Origin of the sequence: Hahella sp. HN01 (assembly GCF_018986435.1) — a bacterium.
GTDB lineage: Bacteria > Pseudomonadota > Gammaproteobacteria > Pseudomonadales > Oleiphilaceae > Hahella.
Genome location: NZ_JAHMIN010000020.1, coordinates 52,689 through 70,321, shown reverse-complemented (window position 1 = coordinate 70,321; position 17,633 = coordinate 52,689). Strand labels below are relative to the sequence as shown.

Sequence of the window (17,633 nt, the reverse complement as noted above, 5' to 3'; positions counted from 1 at the left end):
GGAGTCCGCCGACATCACACGGGAGCAAGGGGCAGATAGGGCTCAGGCGGCAATTCGACGTTGATGGCGTCGTCAACGCTTACGGGGCCGCCCTCCAGCACAATCGCCATCACGCCGGATTTGCGGATCAGGTTACCCCGTTCGTCACGGTCCAGCACGGCGGAGACGAGTCCTTTCTGATGCTTATCAAGCTGTGAACAAGGGCTGCGCAATCCGGTCAACTCTATACGGGCGGTCGCGCCGAATTTAAGAATCGTCCCAACCGGCAACGACAACAGATCCAAACCGCTGGTGGTGATATTCTCTCCGATCACGCCGGGGCTGACATTGAATCCTTTGCCTTGCAGTTCTTCCAGCAACTCATTATGAATCAAATGCACCTGACGCAAGTTGGGCGATTGCGCGTCTTTCTTAACGAGATGGATATGCTTCACCATGGCGCCGCGGTGGGCGTCGCCATCGACGCCTTCACCGGCGACCAGCTGAATAGTGGGGACCTGTTTCTTGGTAAACGTATGTTCAGCGCTCTTGCTGACAGATAGAACTTTAGCCAACGTAAACTCTCCTTTTACTCACTCAGTTCGGCAGGATAATCCTGCGCTGGTCAGCATACCAGCGCCCCCGCCTGAAAGTTAAGTCGTTGACCTGATTGCGATTGCGCCTTGGTCAAAGCGGGAGCTTTTACCAGCGTTGGATCAGGCTTTGCACCAATCGATTTTGGTTCCGCCTTCATAGGGCACAGCGAGCTTTTCCTTGATCAGGGACTGGCCCAGACTTTCACCGTCGGCCACGACGTCCGCCAGCACCCGGAAATATTTATCCCGCTGGATATTTTCCAGTTTCACCTCTTTTGCTCTTCTCAGCTTCTCCACCAGAAACTGCTTGGCTTTCAGCGCCAAAGCCTTTTCTTTCTTGCAGGAACCGCGCAGCTCAGGGGTATCGATATGTTTGATGCGCACGCCGATACGTTGCCCCACAATCGCCGGCCAGTCAGCGATGTCGGCGCGAAAGGTGTCGCCATCATAAATACTGGTGACCTGCGCAACCGTTGCAGAGCCAAAATTTTCATCTTTGATCCCTGCATTGGCGAGCATTGGCGCAGCCAGAATCAAACACAAAGCCAGACGTAACTTCATATGCATAACACCCTATTTATCAACAAGACTAGGGCGAATGCTAAAGTTGAGTTGTAGATTTATCCAGTAAATATTTGTTTAGACTGACTTCTCTCTATCAGCCAAACAAAAAGTCGCGCACTTCCTGGTAGATGCGCTGCTCGCTTCTCCAAGCGCTGGAGGAGAATATTTCACTGGGAAACAAAGTCTTGCTCTGCATAACAAAACCCAGACGGGTGGCGTCGTCATTAGTTTCCAGAATCACGTCGCTAATTTCATGCAGCGGGCATTCGAAATGCTCCACGTCGCGCCACAGTCGTTTTCGTGTGCAGACGAACAGATCGCGCTCTTTGTCCAAGGTAACCCTGGCGTTGGCGGAAATCATTGCGAACCAGACAAACACCGGAACGGCCAGGCCCAGACCTGCTACGCCCACCCAGCTGAATGATTGGTACAGCAGAACGGAAACAAGCGCGGCGGCGGCTGAAAATAAAATCAGCAACCAGCGCACTTCACGGCATTCCAATGACATCAGATTGTTGGTTTTGCGCTTTATTAGCATGGTTCGGATTTTGATGTATTAACCAGCAGCAGACGCAGAATTACGCCACTGCCTCGACGGCTCTCATTTTTCAACGACCGCCGTTCCATAAGCCAGCACTTCGACTGTGCCCAGGGCGTTTTGTAACCCGTTGGAAATGGTCGAGGTTTCCAGTTTCACGTTGTAGATTTCTTTGGACCCAAGGGAAATGGCCTGCTCCTTCATGCGCAGAATCGCTTCTCGACGCGCTCTTTCCATCAAGGATTCGTAGCTGAACAGGCGGCCGCCGATCAACAGTCGCAACATGGCGAAGAAGCGTTTGAAATAATCAACGGACACCACCACGCTGCCGGTTACCAGTCGCGCCTCCACATTGGCGCGAGTCGGAGGAATATGCCGCCCCATGGATAAGATAACCGCTCGATGCTTCGCCTCGCGAATCCGCAATGACTTGAAGTGGGCTTTCTCAGCGCGACGCCCAAATCCATAGCCCAGCGTCATCAATAGCAAAAACAAGCCAATATTGATCAGGATTTCCATGGGCGTTACTCCATGACCACCGCCGTACCATAGACAAACAGCTCCGCTGCGCCCTGCGCCACAGACGAAGTGGCGAAACGCACGTTAATCACCGCATTAGCGCCCATGCCGCGCGCCTGTCTTTTCATCCGCTCCAGCGCTTCGCCCCGGGCGTCTTCCAACAGCTCGGTATAACCGCGCAGCTCACCGCCGAATATATTCTTCAAGCCCGCCATGATGTCGCGCCCCACATGCTTAGAACGCACAGTACTACCCTGCACCAGACCAAGATGTTTGACGATATTTTTACCAGGAATGGTTTCGATATTAGTGATCAACATAACTAATCCACAGACCTCTTGTTGGAAACACCTGCGGACATAATATGTCACAAATATTAAAAAAGGGAAGGACAAATATTTGCGTTGGGTAATTTGAGAAAATCTAGGAATCCGATTGTTGTCTCAAGACTTCGTATATGGCGGGTTGCTTAAAAGCGAGCAGAAGCTGAGCGGCTGATACCGCCGCAATGACAGCGAACAGTGTCATCAATAAACCATCGCCAACGGAGACGATCCCCAAATATGCGCTAACAATGAAACACCAACACAGAAGGTTTATACATGCCAGCATTACCGCAACAAGACGAGGCTTTCTTACTAGTTTTGAGCGACAGTGCGGACACACTAAGCAGGTTGCGTTTCCGATCCTAGTCTTACTGAGCACAATCAACTCTGGGCCCTTCCGTGGAAAAAGAAAGCCGCATTCGGGGCAACTGGATCTCATTCGAACTCCATCATAAACAGGAACGCTTAAACCTTAGCACAGCGGTAACTTGTTCTGATCAAATCTCACCGGCCGACTTTGCTCGCCCTATTGGCCAAGCCACTCTGGAAAAGCGCACTATATCACTCCGCCGCCAATCTCCCTCACAGCATCCTATTCCACATAGCCGTCTCCATTCAGCCATATTGGCGAGGGGTCTTTTTCGTCGAGAACGATGGCTCGATATCGGGTCTCGCCGCTATCGTATCGGAGGGTCAGTAGATAGCCGTCGATTTCGTATTGGCCCTTTTGCTCAGGGGACACATGGTTGAAGGCCGAGCTGGCGCCAGAGATTTCCGTGCTGGCGTAGACCTGCGCGCCGCTGATAAACCTGCCGTCTGAGAAAAACTGAAAGTTTTTGATTGTCGCCACAGTGCTATCGCCAGTGCTGGAGCCGCCGACATAGTGGAATTTGTTGTTTATACGAAATCCTTTTGCTATTGCCGGATATTCCTCATCGTAAGCGAACGCCTTCCACTTATCCCCTTTCAGCCACTCATAATCGCCCCAGCTTTTGCGCCATTGGGTCCAGCGTTTGGGATATCTGGCTTTATGGGCGTCGACGCCGCCCGGAAATACTAACGCTCGAATATCCTTGCAGGCTTCGCCATTTTCAAAAAGTAATATCGGGTAGGCTTCCTTTAGGATCATTCCATAACTGTGGACGACCTTCTTGTCGAACAGGACGGTCTCTATTTTGGCGATGTCTTTCTGGATCAGCGCAGGATCAAGGTGCGGTTCCTTTTCCTTTTCCTTTTCCTTTTCCTTTWCCTTTTCCTTTTCCTTTTCCTTCAAAGCTTTGGCCTGGGGGGCGATGGCGAGCAACTTATCCATCAGGCCTTTGTAACGGGTCGCAGGCTGATACTCTTCGCTGGTCAGAATTTCTCCCAGAAGGACGCAGTTCTTGGAGCCGAGACTGCTGACTTTTTCATTCATCGCCTTGTCCGCTTTCACGACATTGTTCTGTAGTTTCTTATCCTTCGCTAACAAGGCCTGCATCACAATGTCGATATCATCGATATGATTGCGTTCGCGCCAGGACTGATACTCTAAAACATGCTCAGTTGGGCATGCTTTGGCCAGCTCGGTGGCGAATCGGACATTCGTATATAGGTTGGGAAATTCTTCAAACCCCGAGCCGCCTAGCACAGAAGTAGAGAAGGCAGTGGTGGAGAAAATAATCCCGGACAGGAGTCGCTTCATTCATGAACGCCTTTGTTTGATCTCCTGATACCACGAGGGGAGTCTGCATCAGCATGCGACCGCCTCAGGAGAGATAATCAAAAACGTTATAAAAAACATAACCCTGCCCAGGTTACAACTATGATTTACCCCAGGTAATAATCGCCCCAACTCATCCTAAAGCCGACGGAATGCTGACAGTATGAGGCTCGGGAAAAGCCGTTTATTCCACGTACTCATTCCCATCCAGCCAGGTGGGCGATGGGGAGTTTTTATCACGCACGAGGGTTTTGTAGACGGTCTCGCCACTGTCAAAGTGCAACGTCAACAGATAACCGTGGATCTCATAGCGTCCCTCTTCCTCTGGATAATAAAAACTAACGGAAGAACTGATGGCGTCGTCGTGAGTCGGATATGAGTCCAATTGGCGGATGAACTTGCCGTCAGAGAAAAACTGGTAGCGGATGACATTGGTGATGAGAAAGGCGCCGCCGTCGGTCTCCTGCTGAAAACGCAGGTCGCTTTCTAAGCGATAGCCTTCATCAAGAGGCGGGAGGGCTTTGGTAGAGGCAAACTTTTGCCATTTCTCGCCGTTCAGCCACTCGCGTTCGCCATGGTTTGTTCGCCAACGCGTCCACTTGGAGGGGTTCTTGGCTTTGTGCTTCGCGACGCCACCGCGAAATACCAGCGCTTGCATATCCATGCAGAGATCGCCGTTTTTAAACAGCAGCTCAGGCGCATCCAGCGCCGTCGACTTTCCAGCAACGCGCAGGGTGCGACGGTTGAACATCACCGCTTCTACTTGTGCGATATCCTGCTTGATCAGCTCCGGATTTATCGGCTGACTGTCGGCGCGCTCCCTTTCGCTGGTGAGCGCTTCCTGCGGTATTTCCTCAAGTAACTTCTGGCTTAACTCATTGAATGCGACAAAAGGCATAAAGTCGGGATTGCCGAGGACTTGCCCCAGATGAGCGCAATAATCCGCGCTGTGCAGTTTAACTTCCGCAGCTGCGTTCCTGGCGATCTCCGTCAAACGAACCTGAAGCTGCGCATCATTCACCGATAACACATTGACGGCGGATTCAATATCGTCGATGCGATTGAGTTTACGCCAATTGAAGTACTCCGACTGATAGTTGTCAGGACAGGCTTCTGTCAGCTTGGCGACATACTGGATCTTCGCCAGCATGTCCGGAAGACGCTCAATACTGGCTTCATCACCGAGAGCGAAAGTCGACAGACCAACGGAAAACAACAAGGATCTAGCCAGGATATTCTTCATTTATTCTCACTAACTTTGGTGGGATTCCTATGGTGCGCGCCCAAGGGCGCAACTGTTTTTACGGCCAGGAATATCGAGCGAATATATATTTTTTACAGCAAGTTACAACCATTCTTTAACAAACCTGAACCCACTCTTACAAAAATCAATTTGGCTATTTTTTGAACCATGCCTATGTTTTTTATTACTTGAAGAACGGAATAAAAAGTAACGTTTCGCTGACAAGGAGTGGGCTGATGGATAACGCTGCATTGACCTTGGATGTCGCGATTGTCGGTGGAGGAGTTTCCGGCGTATACAGCGCCTGGCGCTTGCAGTCGGAATTTGGCGACAAGCAGGCGATCGCACTGTTTGAGTACAGTGACCGTATCGGCGGTCGCCTCTATAGCATCACGCTGCCCGGTCTTCCCAATGTGGTGGCGGAAGTGGGCGGCATGCGCTACATCCCCGACGCTCATATTCTGGTAGCCAATCTGGTCAAATACCTGCAGTTGCCGACGAAGGATTTCCCCATGGGAGCGCCCAAACCCGTTGGCTCCCGAGACAATCTCTTCTTTCTGCGCGGCGTACGTTTCCGCTATCGGGACTTCAGCAGTCATCCCGACAAGATTCCCTATAACCTGGCGTGGAGCGAGCGCGGTTATGGGCCCGAGGATCTGCAGGTCAAAATCATGAACTACCTGTATCCCGGTTTCGCCGACTTGTCTCTGTGCGATCAGATGCGGGTGAAAGTATTCGGCAAAGAGATCTGGAAGTACGGCTTCTGGGATCTGCTCTACCGGGTGCTCAGCAATGAAGGCTATATGTTCATGAAGGACGCTGGCGGCTATGACGCCAACGTAGCCAACGCCAATGCCGCGACGCAGCTGCCAGCGACAGAGTACAGCGATGAGACGAAGTTTCTCACGCTGAAACACGGCTTCCAGTCGCTGCCCCTCACACTGTGCGAGCAGTTTGTTCAGGCGCCGGGGAGCCTGCTTGGAAGCAAACGTCTCTACATGAATCATCGTCTGGCGGAGATTCGCTACACCGGCGACGACGATTATCCCTACAGTCTGCATTTTCAACATACGCATACGGTGGATGGAAAAACCACGGACCAACCCGGCGAAACCATCGTGCGCGCCAAGCGCATTATCCTGGCCATGCCGCGTCGCTCTCTGGAACTGATCAAGTCGGAGTTTTTCGATGATCCCTGGCTGCAGGAGAACCTGCCGTCCGTGTTAATCCAATCCGCCTTCAAGCTGTTTCTCGCCTATGAAAAGCCCTGGTGGCGCAGTCTGGGATTGGTGGCGGGACGCTCCGTCACGGATCTGCCGGTGAGACAGGTTTACTACATGGGAACCGAATGCGAGCAACCCGGCGGCGAGCCTTTCCTGAACTCTCTGCTGATGGCCTCCTATAACGATATTGGCACGGTCCCGTTCTGGAAGGGGCTGGAAGACGGACTGCCTTTCATCGGCTACAAACCGTCCTGCCTGGAGGCGGATATCAGCGCCGACAAGATCGTGCCCCGCACCCGCTATCAGGTCAGCGAAGACATGGTGCGCGCGGCGCAACAACAAGTGCGCCAGGTCCATGATCAAGTGGAGCTGCCGGAGCCATACAGCGTGGTGTATCACGCCTGGGACGACGATCCCTACGGCGGCGGCTGGCATGAATGGAAAGCCAATTATCGGCTCGACAGGATCATGTGCCGCATGCGCCACCCGGTGGAGGATCAACAGATTTTTATTGTCGGCGAAGCCTACTCCTACGATCAGGGCTGGGTGGAAGGCGCGTTGACCGTTGCCGAGTCGACCCTGGAGGATTTTTTCGCAATGGCGCGCCCCTCCTGGCTGCCCCCGGAACAACAATTCTCCCTGATGCCGGTCCCCTGCCCCGACGGTTGCGCTGACGACTGCGACTGTCTCACCTGCGATGACTGCAAGAAAGTGTTGGATGAAGTCACTCAATTTGCGTACAAAGGAATCGACAATGTTGAAGGATAACTCATTTACCGTCGCCGACTATCTGCTCACCCGCCTGCGCCAGCTTGGCCTCGGCAAAGTGTTTCAAGTGCCCGGCGATTATGTTTCCGAATTCATGGAAGCGCTGGAAAAATTCGATGGCGTGGACGCCGTGGGAGACATCAATGAGCTGGGCGCGGGTTACGCCGCCGACGGCTACGCCCGTTTCGCCGGCATCGGCGCGGTATCCGTCCAGTACGGCGTCGGAACCTTCAGCGTGTTGAACGCCGTGGCGGGGTCTTACGTAGAGCGCAATCCAGTGGTGGTGGTCAGCGCCAGCCCGTCCGCCCAGGACAGACTGATCATTCGCGACAAAGGCGTGTTGTTTCATCATTCGACCGGCAATCTGAATGCGGATAAAAAGGTCTTTGAGCAAGTCACCGTTGCAGCGGAAGTCTTGAGCAACGCCGCCGAGGCCCCTCTGCAAATCGATCGCGCCCTCACCGCCGCCATCAGCAAGCGCCGTCCCATTTATCTGGAGGCCTGGCAAAACGTATGGGGCGAGCCCTGCCGGGAGCCGGAGCATCCACTGCGACCGCAACCGCCCGTCAGCGACAGAGCGTCATTACGGGCGGTGGTGGATGAGACGCTGCAGAGACTGGTCAACGCCAAGCGCGGCGTAATCATGCTGGGCATCGAGATCGCCCGTTATGGCCTGCAGGAACAGGCGCTGCGCATGGTCGAGGCCAGCGGGCTGCCCTTCACCACCACGCTGGAGGCGAAGTCCGTCCTCGATGAAAGTCATCCCCAGTTCATCGGCACCTATGCGGGCGCCGCGTCCTGTCCCGGCACGCGGGAATACATGAAGAACGTCGATTGCATTCTGGCCCTTGGCGTGATTTTCACCGACGACTACCTGGACCTGATGCAGAGCGATTTCTCCGAGATTATTCTGGTTAACGATGAACAGGTGCGCGTGGGCTATGAATACTTCCGCAACGTCGCCATGACCGATTACATTGATGGCCTGTCAGCGCAAATCAAAAGCAAAAACGGATTCCCGCATCCATTGATAAAAGTCCACCTGGACGATGGAGAGTGCGCCGGCTGGAACACGGAACTGGGCGCACAGCTCACCTACAACATCTTCTTCGATCAACTCACGCACTTCTTCCAAGAGCGACGCTTACAGTCGGAGATAGAACTCATCCTGGGCGAAAGTTCTTCGCTTTACGTGGCCAGCAACATAAACGGATTGCCTCAAAACAGCTTTATCGCCGACGCCGTTTGGGGATCGCTCGGACATGAAACCGGTTGCGCCATCGGCGTCGCCATGGCCAGCGGCAAGCGGCCCTATGTCGTCGCCGGCGATGGCGGTTTCATGATGATGTGCCAGTCTCTGTCCACACTGGCGCGCAATCGCATTAACGCCGTCGTTTTCGTGATGAGCAATGGGGTCTATGCGATCGAGCAGGCCTTTGTCGATATCAAGGCGTTCACGCCGGAAGGACGTTTTGCGCCTTTCGACATCCTGCCGCAATGGGACTACCAGTCCCTCGCCAAAGCCTACGGCGCCATGGGATATCGGGCGCAGACCATCGACGAGCTGCAGAAAATATTATTGGATGTAGAGTCCCTGGTGGACTGCCCCGCATTGGTGGAAATTGTCATTCCGCAAAAAGATCTGGCGCCGCAAATTCGTCGTCTTGCCAAACCGTCCTGAAGATAAGACCCGGAAGATAAGATAAGGAAGCTGAGTGCCGTGAGAGCAAGGCGGGCGTCTACGCCCGCCCGCTGACAATCACTAGGGCAGGTAATAATCCGCTGAGGAGACAAACTCAACCGTCGCGTCGACCGTCCGAGCCATCTGAGCGGAGACCCGACCAGGAAAGACAGATTCCATCACATCGATGCGATCGCCGCCGCTATGCCAGATTTCTCCCCACTTCTCCTCGGCGTCTTTATCGCAAGAGCCAATAGTCGCTTCGTCAAAACAGGTCCAGAACTGCGGGTTAACGGTTTGTGAATATCCGTTTTTTCCATCTCTTCCATTTATATCGAAATTAGTCGCTTCAACATAAGCGATGGGGATACCTCGGCAGGCGAACGCAACATGATCAGACCAGGAACCGGTCTCTCCAGGCAGAAATTCACCCTCCACCTCTGGATGGATAAGAAAATCGTTATCCCCTTCGAGAGCGATAGAGGCATTTAACATGGCCATACGCAGGGTATCGCCTGCTGCATAAGATTGGTTAGCGCCTTTGCACGTGTACGGCGTAACACTATTGGCGGAATGCACATACAGGTAATCGCCGCCAGCCACCGTATCATAATTAACCATACCAACGATTTTGCCTAAATCCTCAACTGGCAAATTTTCTACGTAATAGTAAGAGCCATAAAGGCCGACCTCTTCAGCGCCGAAGAACACGAAGCGTAAGGTATACGGTAAGGTTTTATCTTTGACTCGCTTGGCTACTTCCAACAAGGCGGCGACGCCTGTGCCGTTATCCGTCGCGCCGGTGGAGCCATGATCTTCGCCGGTGGTGTCATAGTGAGCCCCCAGCACCAGTATTTTATCCGGGCTGGTCCCAGCCTTTTCGAAAAAGACATTGCTGGAGTTAAATTCGGTATCGCTTTCATGGTAGGTAAACGCTTGCGCGCCTGGCGTGTAGCCCAATGACTTGATCTCAGCCAGCAGATAGGCTTCCGCTTTGCGTTCACTCTCGGTTCCGGCCACTCTGGCGCCGATGCCTTTGGTGGGATGAGCCAGATCGACCAGAAAGTCGTCCGCGGTTTTGTTGGCGTTAGCGCCGCCGTCGTTGGAATCATTATTATTGGAACAGCCAGTCACTAACATCAGGCAAGCCAGTCCAGGCAATAGTTTTCTTGTATTTATCTCAGAAAACATCAAATTTCTCCTATCGTAAAAAGATGCGCAAGGCATCAAAAACCCCGTCCGGCGATAAGCAAATATCGTGGAGAAGTCATTATTTTTATTTGAAAAACATCAAGATAATCGATGCAGCGACAGTTCACGGCGCACCTTGGCGGCGATGCTGATCACTGTCGTCGCCCCATACTGCAGCATTCAACTCTGGCCGGATATCCCTCTTTTGCCTTAGGAGTCGTTCTCACTGCTTTCCCTCAACTACAGCTTCGTTATGCTCAGTGCTATAGTTTTTTAAGAGACTGTATAAATATCACCCAGCCCATTTGAGAAACTCATGCGCGCCCACATGACGTCTCCATGGTCGAAAATCCTGCTCCTGATCTTCGCGCTGATGGGAGCCGTCGGAGCGGCTCGCACTGAATCCGACATCGTTGAAATTAATGTCTGCGGCATTGATGTCGCGAACCCGCCCATTTATCGACTGACCATGGCGGAGACCACGGACACCACCGAATACAAAGGCGTCGCCTATGAGTTGATGGACGAGATTGAGCTGCAGGCGCCCATACGTATTATCTTTGAACGCCGCCCCTGGAAACGCTGCCTGTCGCAACTACAGACAGGTCAGTCGGATGCGGTGATCGGCTCCTCCTATGTGCCGGAGCGGGAGCAATACAGCCATTACCCTCGCAAACTGGACGGTACAGTGGACGCATCCAAGCTGGTGTACAGCAACACCCTGTGGCTGTATGTCTCAGACCCCGCAGTGCAATGGGACGGCGTGTCGCTAAAGCTGCCGCCGGGAGCCCAGGCCGCCGCCGGACTGGGCTACTCTTCCGCTGACTTGCTGCAACGCATGGGGGTGGAGGTCATTGAGCGCTACGAACCCAAACACCTGGCCAATCTGCTGACCAGCCGTCGAGTGGCGTTAGTCGCCAGCTACGCCATGCAGGTGGAGCCGTATCTTGACCTGAACGATCCCAACACCCCCGTGCGACGACTGCCCACGCCATTAATGCAGGACGACATGTTCATGGTCTTTTCGCGCCAGTTCTACGCCCGTCATCAGCACGTGGCGGAGCGTATCTGGGAAGTTTGCGCTGATATTCATGAGTCCGGCCGCTACAACGAAATCATGGCGTTATACTTCTCATTTCTGGACTCTCAGTAGCCTCAAGCCACTTCCGAATGAGCGCGGGCCAGCAACTGCTCCGGCGACAAAGGCAGCAGGCTTTCAATCGCTTTACGTTCTCTCACCAGCTCTTCTTCCGTCACCCGCACCATACGGCGGCAGAAGTCGTCCAGATCCAGCCCCTCCACCACTTCCACTCGACCTTGGCGACAGGTGACCGGGTAGGAAAAGAACAGACCCGGCGTCACCCCATATTCTCCCTGGCTTAATACGCCCATGCTGACGAAATCCCCTTCTTCCGTGCCGAAGCGCCAGTCTCTCAGGTGATCGATGATCGCCTGCGCGGCGGAGCTGGAACTGGTTTTCCCTTTGCAGGAAATAACCGCCGCCCCTCGCTGCTGCACTTGATCGATCATGATGTCCCGATACCAGTTCATATCCAGCGCCATACGAATGGGCTGGCCGTCGATACGCAAATGAGAGGCGTCCGGAAATAAAGTGCTGGCGTGGTTGCCCCAGATCGTCAGGCGCTTGATGCGGCGGGGRTTTATGCCAATTTTACGGGCGAGAAAGCCCAGCGCCCGATTGTGGTCCAGCCGCATCAGAGCGGAGAATTGCTGATGAGGCAGATAGCGCGCATTCGCCCAGGCGATCAGGGCGTTGGTGTTGGCGGGATTGCCCACGACCAGGGTTTTCACCGTCTCTTTGGCGACCTTGCCCAGGGCTCTCCCCTGCTCGACAAAGATGGATGGGTTTTCCTGCAATTGCTGCATGCGATCCATGCTGGGCGTACGAGGCTTGGCGCCGGTCAGAATCGCGAAGTCCACATCCTTGAAACCGCTGACGGGATCATCGTGCAGACTCACGCTCTCCAGCAAAGGCAGCGCGCAATCCTCTAACTCCATCGCCAGGCCTTCCAGGGCTTTCATGGATTCACTCTTTTCTATCAGTTGCAAACGGATGCTGGCGTCAGGTCCGAACGGCTCGCCCGCCGCCAGGCGGAACAGCAATGACTGACACACGTTGCCGGCGGCTCCAGTGACTGCGACAGTGACGGTTTGACTCATAGCGCGCCCTCCTTGAGGTGGATAAAAGATACGGCGACAGTTTTATTCTAATCGGGGCAATCCTGGCGCGACCTCAGCAATAGGTCGTATTTTGTACAATCGAGACTTAGACTTCCGGCTAATTTTTAACGAAGAGATGCTCAGGGCTTTCATCCCGCGAGAAAATCTGAATACTTTATTCCCTTATCGCCAAGTACTTAGGCGCATTTGTATATGACCACGACTGAGTGAGGAGAATGCTATGAGTAAGCCGGGAAACCACAACGGAAAAGTTGCGCTGGTCACAGGCGCATCCGTCGGCTTGGGCGAAGCGATTGCGGAGCGACTGGCGCATGAGGGCTACGACTTGATCCTGCTGGCGCGCCGTCAAGATAAACTGGAAGCGCTGGCGGCCCGCTTGCCGACCAACTGCCATATCATCGCCTGCGATATCTGCGATCAACCAGCGGTGACGGCGGCGATCGAAAACCTGCCGCCCGCATTCGCCGCCATAGATCTGCTTATCAATAACGCCGGGCTGGCTTTGGGATTAGGTCCGGCGCAAAGCGTCTCCTGGGAAGACTGGAGCCGTATGATTGAAGTGAACTGCACCGGACTGGCGTTCATGACTCATTTGCTGTTGCCGGGCATGGTGGAGCGCAATGCCGGACATATCATAAATATCGGTTCCATCGCTGGTTCATACGCTTACTTTGGCGGTAATGTCTACGGCGCCACCAAAGCCTTTGTCGAGCAGTTCTCCCGCAATCTGAAAGCCGACCTGTTGGGCACGGCGCTGAGAGTCACAAACATTGAACCCGGCATGGTAGGCGGCAGCGAGTTCTCGCTGGTTCGTTTCAAAGGCGATGAAGATAAAGCGAAGGCGACATATGAGAACGCCGATGCGTTGACGCCGGAGCATATCGCGGATTGCGTGGCCTGGGCGGCGACCCGTCCCGCCAATGTGAACATCAACCGCATCGAAGTGATGCCGGTGTGCCAGGCTCCCGAGCGACTGGCGATTCACCGGAATAAATCCGAAGGCTAGCCTAACGTTCGCATAGATAATCTACTGCGCCAACGCAAGGCGCTAATTGGACCGGATGAAGTTGGCGACAATGTCGCAGAACTCATCCGGCGCTTCCAACATCATCATATGCCCGGTATTTTTCTGCTGCACGCTTTGCCGCGCCGCTGCCCGCGCATAAGCAGGCGTATCCCACCCGGCGTCGGAGCGCTCGCCTGAGAGCAGGAATAACGGCAGGCCGCTCTCCACGACGCGGCGAACAGTACCCTGATATTCCTCTCCAGCGGTTTCCTTCACGACGGCAGTAGCCACCGCATGGACTGTTTCCGCCGATTGGTTAAGCAATACTTTGCGCGCCCATTCAAGCCGCTCAGGGGTTGCCTCAATCTCCGCGCAAGCTAGCCAACTCTCTGGATCGCGCTGCATTTCCGCATAATTTTCTCGCCACTCCGACATGGACATCGCGGCGACTTTCCTGCACCAGAACGCATCATTGAGAGTGAAGTTGCCTTCCACGCTAATAAGGCCGCGCACCAGCTGCGGATACGCCTCAGCCAACAACATCGCAATGGAGCCGCCCACACTGTGCCCCACGACCCAACAGGGGCCCTCATCCAGCTCCAGTATCAGGTCGCGGACATATTCGGCCTGACCGCGTAAAGAAAAAACATCCTCTCCATGCTGCATTGGGGTCGCGGCGTATCCTGGCAAATCCGGCGTTAACCAGCGAATGTCAGGCACACGTTTTTGCGGCTCAAAGTAGCTCAGGGAACCCATTAATCCGTGGATCATCACCACATTCGTCGTATGCGCCATCGCGTTATGCCTGCTCTGAGTGGGAAACATTTAAATTCGACGCGAAGCGGGTAAAGCTATCATCCCAAGGCAGAGTCAACCGCTGCTCAGGCATAGTGGAAAGCGTAACACTCGCGAAACGACCAGAAGGGCTGATAGCCCGCAAAAACTGAGGCGCGCCAGCAGGCAACAGACTTGTAGTGGATTTGATTGCGCTGATATCGCTCCAGGGAATCGCCAGCGTTGGGTTACCCAGACGAAATAGAAACAACGTTTTTAAATATAAGTACTGCTCATCAGCCCCTACAAACAAGATATTCTTGTACGACATCTTCCCTATCATGCCGCTATTGGGACCAATAAAACGGGTCGCGACATTATTAGCCGAATATTGATAACGCTCGGCCAAAGCCTTCCAACCGCTCCTCGCCCCCATAAATAAAAGCATCAGCGGCCACGTAAAAATAGCAAATATAAATACCGGCAGTGCAAAATATACCGGGGAGCTTACTGCACTCGACAACGTGCTTTTGATAAAAGCCAGAGGTAACGGCAGCTCTTGAGGAAACATGGATGGGTACACGACAGCGAGGATCACTAACAGGACAAACAAAGCCCATACTGCACTCAATATCCTAAACATCCACTTCATGCTGGCGCTCCAACTTGCTCCGCGATGGCCGCACGCCAACTATCCCGCCCAAACAACACAAAGCGAAAGACCGTATTGTCATGGGTGCTGATAGCCAGGGAATTAGGATAAAGAGGAACCACGCCAAACAGCTTGGTCCAGCATTTGGTTAACTTACAAACCTGCGCCAAAGGAATCTCCGTCACACCGCCCTGCACATTCAGAGCATGCGCCCGAAAAACCAGACGCTGATTAGTCAAATAAAGCTTACCGCCCACCGTCTCAACGTTTTTCTGTAAATTGGCGGCGCCTTCCTTCAGGATATCTTCACCGGGCGCGAGATGTATCATGGAGAAACTTCCAAGTAGATGGCTTTAAAAAATCGCCCGAATCATAGCGTCACCGCGCAAGTCTGAGCAATGGCTTTGCTTTGGCCAGATACGTTAGAGACTGTACGAGATGAAAAGCTCAACACTTTCCATGACAGAAATTTGCGCAACAGATATTTTGTATTCCTTAGCTCATTCTCAGCCCGCGAGGCTAACTGTCGCTACTTATCATTTTTTCTTGCCAAGACTTCAAGGTGGACTCTCCTGGCCTCCTCTTTCCTGTGCTTTTCCTTATAACGACACGACCGGCACCGTACAGCTTTCGAAGCGATACTTCCTCTTGCGATTTCATACCACCACTTCTGTTGCTTGGCAGTCCATATCTCGTGACTTTCACAGTCCTTACATATGAATTGACGATCTACATAAAAATTTGGCAAACGCTCTAAAGGATTTATCTCCCTCAGAACTTCCATATTTGCAAGCAACGCACCTTCCGGGACCACATCCGAGTATACGTCCACATCTGATCGCTTAGCCTTATCCAGGCGCGCCGCCTTTATCTCTTTTCTTCTCTGCAATCCGCTTTTTCTAAACATACCGATTTAAACACGGGAGCCATGTCCGTGCGTCCTCGAATTGGAACTGGTTATAGGTTTCAGAAATCATAATCCAGTTAAGAAACATTAGGCTTCCTTGCTAAGACGCTTTAAAAAGAATATCCACAACTTTTTCAATCTCCTCTGGAGACCTATCGGAAAGCTCAAATGGCTCTTCACACTCGTACAATTTTCGAGGATATGCTAAAAAGCGCTATGTAGTAAGCCTTTTAAACTCGTCTAGTGAGAGCGCCTTGCTCACGGAACAAACTATTGATAGCGGACGTTTTTTTACTTAATTGCACTTGGTTTCTCCGCCCCAGTTGTCATTAAATTTAGCTTGATAATAGACCTGCGCCCATGACGGCTTCGTAAGTTCTAGTTTTTTAGGATCATAACGAATCAGGCTAATACAGCCTCCAAATAAAAAGCCTGACGTCGATATGACTACTGACACACTACCGTTGTATCTCTCTATCTTTGACGCATTGGTGTTAGATAGAAGTTTTAAATATTCTTGGTGTCGCGCTTTGGTCAAAGAATACTCAGCCAAAACAACTTCCAGCGGGACATAATTTCCATATTGCTTTTCCCATCCCTCATCGTATAGACGGTACTCCCCTACACGATCATTACCGATTTCAAACTTTTGCAACGAACTTGCATCTGCTGTAATCATGTCAATCAAAAGCTTAAAACTCTGCTCGTGCCCAGAGAACTCTGCGATGAGGTCTTTGTCTGTCATTGCATTATCAATATTCTTACTGCAACCACTTAGACAAATAAACAACAATAGCAAACTACGCACGATATCTCCTTTAGGTTTAGCATTTGTATATCGCGCATGCGCGTTTTTCAATTTAAAGCCCTTAAAGATACTTCCTCCAGCCCGCTGGTTCCAATGCACAGGGGCCATGAAAAAGCGATTCACAGGAGGCAATGTGCACTTGGCAAAAAAGCGTAAAAACATGCCTAATCCTTGTTATCAAAATCAGTAATTTCACCTCGAATCCATTGAATTGCTTCAAACTACTCTAAACGATTTGCAAAAGGCGCCATAGCCGGATGCCTGACGTTCTCCCAACCTCTCAAAACCACATTGTCGAACGCTGCTCGCATTTGCGTCGCTGACTCGACTGCGTCCATGCCTCCCACGCCAGTGCAAAGGCTGGGTATGGCGATATGCCTGATTTTGTTATCCGACTTCGCATTGTATCGGGCAAGCGTCAGTAACAAGCCGCGCATGGCCAGATAGGCGTTGAGTGTAGCGCTGACGTTGCCGGGAATTCTCATTGTTGGGGCCAGGATCAGCACCGGAAATTGCTGCGTGCGCATATCCAACGCCAACCCAGCGCCGACGGGCAGCTCACCGAGGTATTCCTGACGAATCGCCGCACAGGCTTTTGTTTGCGCCTGGCCGTCATAAAAGTCGTCTATCGCTTTATCTAGACCGCCGCCCATTTCACCAAAACTGTTGCTGGGACTGACCAGCGCGTCGCACTTCAAATGTAAGATGTCGCCCTGCGCCACCTCAACTTGATCAACCTCAGAAAACGCAACAGCCAACGCCTTCGCCGTCATTTCATCGTATCCACACAGATGAAACGCCACCGCTTTCTGATCCTTATTATCACCAAAGGGTTTCACCACTTGCGGTCGTTTCCCGGTGATGGAGGCGATCATCGACTTGAACATATTTTTGATTGTCTCCCTTAACGAAAGATCTTTAAAATGCTGCACTCAATGCATTGCTACTATGATCAAG

19 protein-coding genes are annotated in these 17,633 nt (G+C 52.7%); 4 read left to right on the top strand and 15 right to left on the bottom strand.

What is annotated here, in order from left to right; translation table 11 throughout:
* Window positions 1-14: 14 nt before the first annotated feature.
* The 7 genes from KP814_RS19325 to KP814_RS19295 all read right to left on the bottom strand — a co-directional run bounded on the left by KP814_RS19325 (window position 15) and on the right by KP814_RS19295 (window position 5,464).
* The gene (locus tag KP814_RS19325; protein ID WP_216738298.1) at window positions 15-554 is read right to left on the bottom strand and encodes an MOSC domain-containing protein; all 540 of its coding nucleotides are present in this window, start codon (window positions 552-554) and stop codon (window positions 15-17) included.
* 141 nt (window positions 555-695) lie between these two features.
* On the bottom strand, window positions 696-1,136 hold the full coding sequence (locus KP814_RS19320) for a thermonuclease family protein (protein ID WP_253938487.1): 441 nt from the start codon (window positions 1,134-1,136) through the stop codon (window positions 696-698).
* Window positions 1,137-1,233: 97 nt separating this feature from the next.
* Window positions 1,234-1,677, bottom strand: coding sequence for a hypothetical protein (locus KP814_RS19315; protein ID WP_216738296.1), 444 nt, complete (start codon window positions 1,675-1,677; stop codon window positions 1,234-1,236).
* A 63-nt stretch (window positions 1,678-1,740) separates the two neighbouring features.
* On the bottom strand, window positions 1,741-2,196 hold the full coding sequence (locus tag KP814_RS19310) for a YbjQ family protein (RefSeq protein ID WP_216738295.1): 456 nt from the start codon (window positions 2,194-2,196) through the stop codon (window positions 1,741-1,743).
* 5 nt (window positions 2,197-2,201) lie between these two features.
* The gene (locus tag KP814_RS19305; protein WP_011395889.1) at window positions 2,202-2,516 is read right to left on the bottom strand and encodes a YbjQ family protein; all 315 of its coding nucleotides are present in this window, start codon (window positions 2,514-2,516) and stop codon (window positions 2,202-2,204) included.
* A gap of 598 nt (window positions 2,517-3,114) precedes the next feature.
* Window positions 3,115-4,203 carry a hypothetical protein gene (locus KP814_RS19300; protein WP_216738294.1) on the bottom strand — a complete coding sequence of 363 codons (1,089 nt, stop codon included), beginning with the start codon at window positions 4,201-4,203 and terminating at the stop codon, window positions 3,115-3,117.
* Window positions 4,204-4,405: 202 nt separating this feature from the next.
* A complete protein-coding gene (locus KP814_RS19295; protein ID WP_216738293.1) occupies window positions 4,406-5,464 on the bottom strand; it encodes a hypothetical protein in 1,059 nt (352 codons plus the stop codon).
* Between the two features lie 236 nt (window positions 5,465-5,700).
* Between KP814_RS19295 and KP814_RS19290 the strand changes: the two genes are divergently transcribed.
* Complete coding sequence (locus KP814_RS19290) at window positions 5,701-7,455, top strand: FAD-dependent oxidoreductase (RefSeq protein WP_216738292.1); 1,755 nt, start codon at window positions 5,701-5,703, stop codon at window positions 7,453-7,455.
* Window positions 7,442-9,136, top strand: coding sequence for an alpha-keto acid decarboxylase family protein (locus KP814_RS19285; protein ID WP_216738291.1), 1,695 nt, complete (start codon window positions 7,442-7,444; stop codon window positions 9,134-9,136). Before KP814_RS19290 ends, KP814_RS19285 begins: the two co-directional genes overlap by 14 nt.
* Window positions 9,137-9,217: 81 nt before the next feature.
* Here the strand turns inward: KP814_RS19285 and KP814_RS19280 are convergent, their stop codons facing one another.
* The gene (locus tag KP814_RS19280) at window positions 9,218-10,327 is read right to left on the bottom strand and encodes a M28 family metallopeptidase (protein ID WP_216738290.1); all 1,110 of its coding nucleotides are present in this window, start codon (window positions 10,325-10,327) and stop codon (window positions 9,218-9,220) included.
* A gap of 316 nt (window positions 10,328-10,643) precedes the next feature.
* On the opposite strand from KP814_RS19280, the gene KP814_RS19275 reads away from it, so the two are divergent.
* Window positions 10,644-11,480 (top strand): ABC transporter substrate-binding protein, encoded by an 837-nt coding sequence (locus KP814_RS19275; RefSeq protein ID WP_216738289.1) that lies wholly within the window; start codon window positions 10,644-10,646, stop codon window positions 11,478-11,480.
* Window positions 11,481-11,482: 2 nt separating this feature from the next.
* Here KP814_RS19275 and KP814_RS19270 read toward each other — a convergent pair whose 3' ends face one another.
* Window positions 11,483-12,508 (bottom strand): malate dehydrogenase, encoded by a 1,026-nt coding sequence (locus KP814_RS19270; protein ID WP_216738288.1) that lies wholly within the window; start codon window positions 12,506-12,508, stop codon window positions 11,483-11,485.
* Window positions 12,509-12,749: 241 nt separating this feature from the next.
* Here KP814_RS19270 and KP814_RS19265 point away from each other — a divergent pair, with 241 nt between their 5' ends.
* Window positions 12,750-13,535: an SDR family NAD(P)-dependent oxidoreductase gene (locus KP814_RS19265; protein ID WP_216738287.1), complete on the top strand. Its 786-nt coding sequence runs from the start codon at window positions 12,750-12,752 to the stop codon at window positions 13,533-13,535.
* Between the two features lie 42 nt (window positions 13,536-13,577).
* Here the strand turns inward: KP814_RS19265 and KP814_RS19260 are convergent, their stop codons facing one another.
* The 6 genes from KP814_RS19260 to KP814_RS32895 all read right to left on the bottom strand — a co-directional run bounded on the left by KP814_RS19260 (window position 13,578) and on the right by KP814_RS32895 (window position 17,563).
* Window positions 13,578-14,330, bottom strand: a complete 753-nt coding sequence (locus KP814_RS19260) for an alpha/beta fold hydrolase (protein ID WP_253938486.1) — start codon at window positions 14,328-14,330, stop codon at window positions 13,578-13,580.
* Window positions 14,331-14,334: 4 nt separating this feature from the next.
* On the bottom strand, window positions 14,335-14,961 hold the full coding sequence (locus KP814_RS19255) for a hypothetical protein (RefSeq protein WP_216738286.1): 627 nt from the start codon (window positions 14,959-14,961) through the stop codon (window positions 14,335-14,337).
* The gene (locus tag KP814_RS19250; RefSeq protein ID WP_127972527.1) at window positions 14,958-15,290 is read right to left on the bottom strand and encodes a GRAM domain-containing protein; all 333 of its coding nucleotides are present in this window, start codon (window positions 15,288-15,290) and stop codon (window positions 14,958-14,960) included. The genes KP814_RS19255 and KP814_RS19250 overlap by 4 nt, the downstream gene beginning before the upstream one ends.
* A gap of 200 nt (window positions 15,291-15,490) precedes the next feature.
* Complete coding sequence (locus KP814_RS33445; RefSeq protein WP_371824070.1) at window positions 15,491-15,745, bottom strand: zinc-ribbon domain containing protein; 255 nt, start codon at window positions 15,743-15,745, stop codon at window positions 15,491-15,493.
* A gap of 418 nt (window positions 15,746-16,163) precedes the next feature.
* Window positions 16,164-16,838 (bottom strand): hypothetical protein, encoded by a 675-nt coding sequence (locus tag KP814_RS19240; protein ID WP_216738284.1) that lies wholly within the window; start codon window positions 16,836-16,838, stop codon window positions 16,164-16,166.
* A gap of 59 nt (window positions 16,839-16,897) precedes the next feature.
* A complete protein-coding gene (locus KP814_RS32895; RefSeq protein ID WP_253938485.1) occupies window positions 16,898-17,563 on the bottom strand; it encodes a macro domain-containing protein in 666 nt (221 codons plus the stop codon).
* Between the last annotated feature and the right edge of the window lie 70 nt (window positions 17,564-17,633).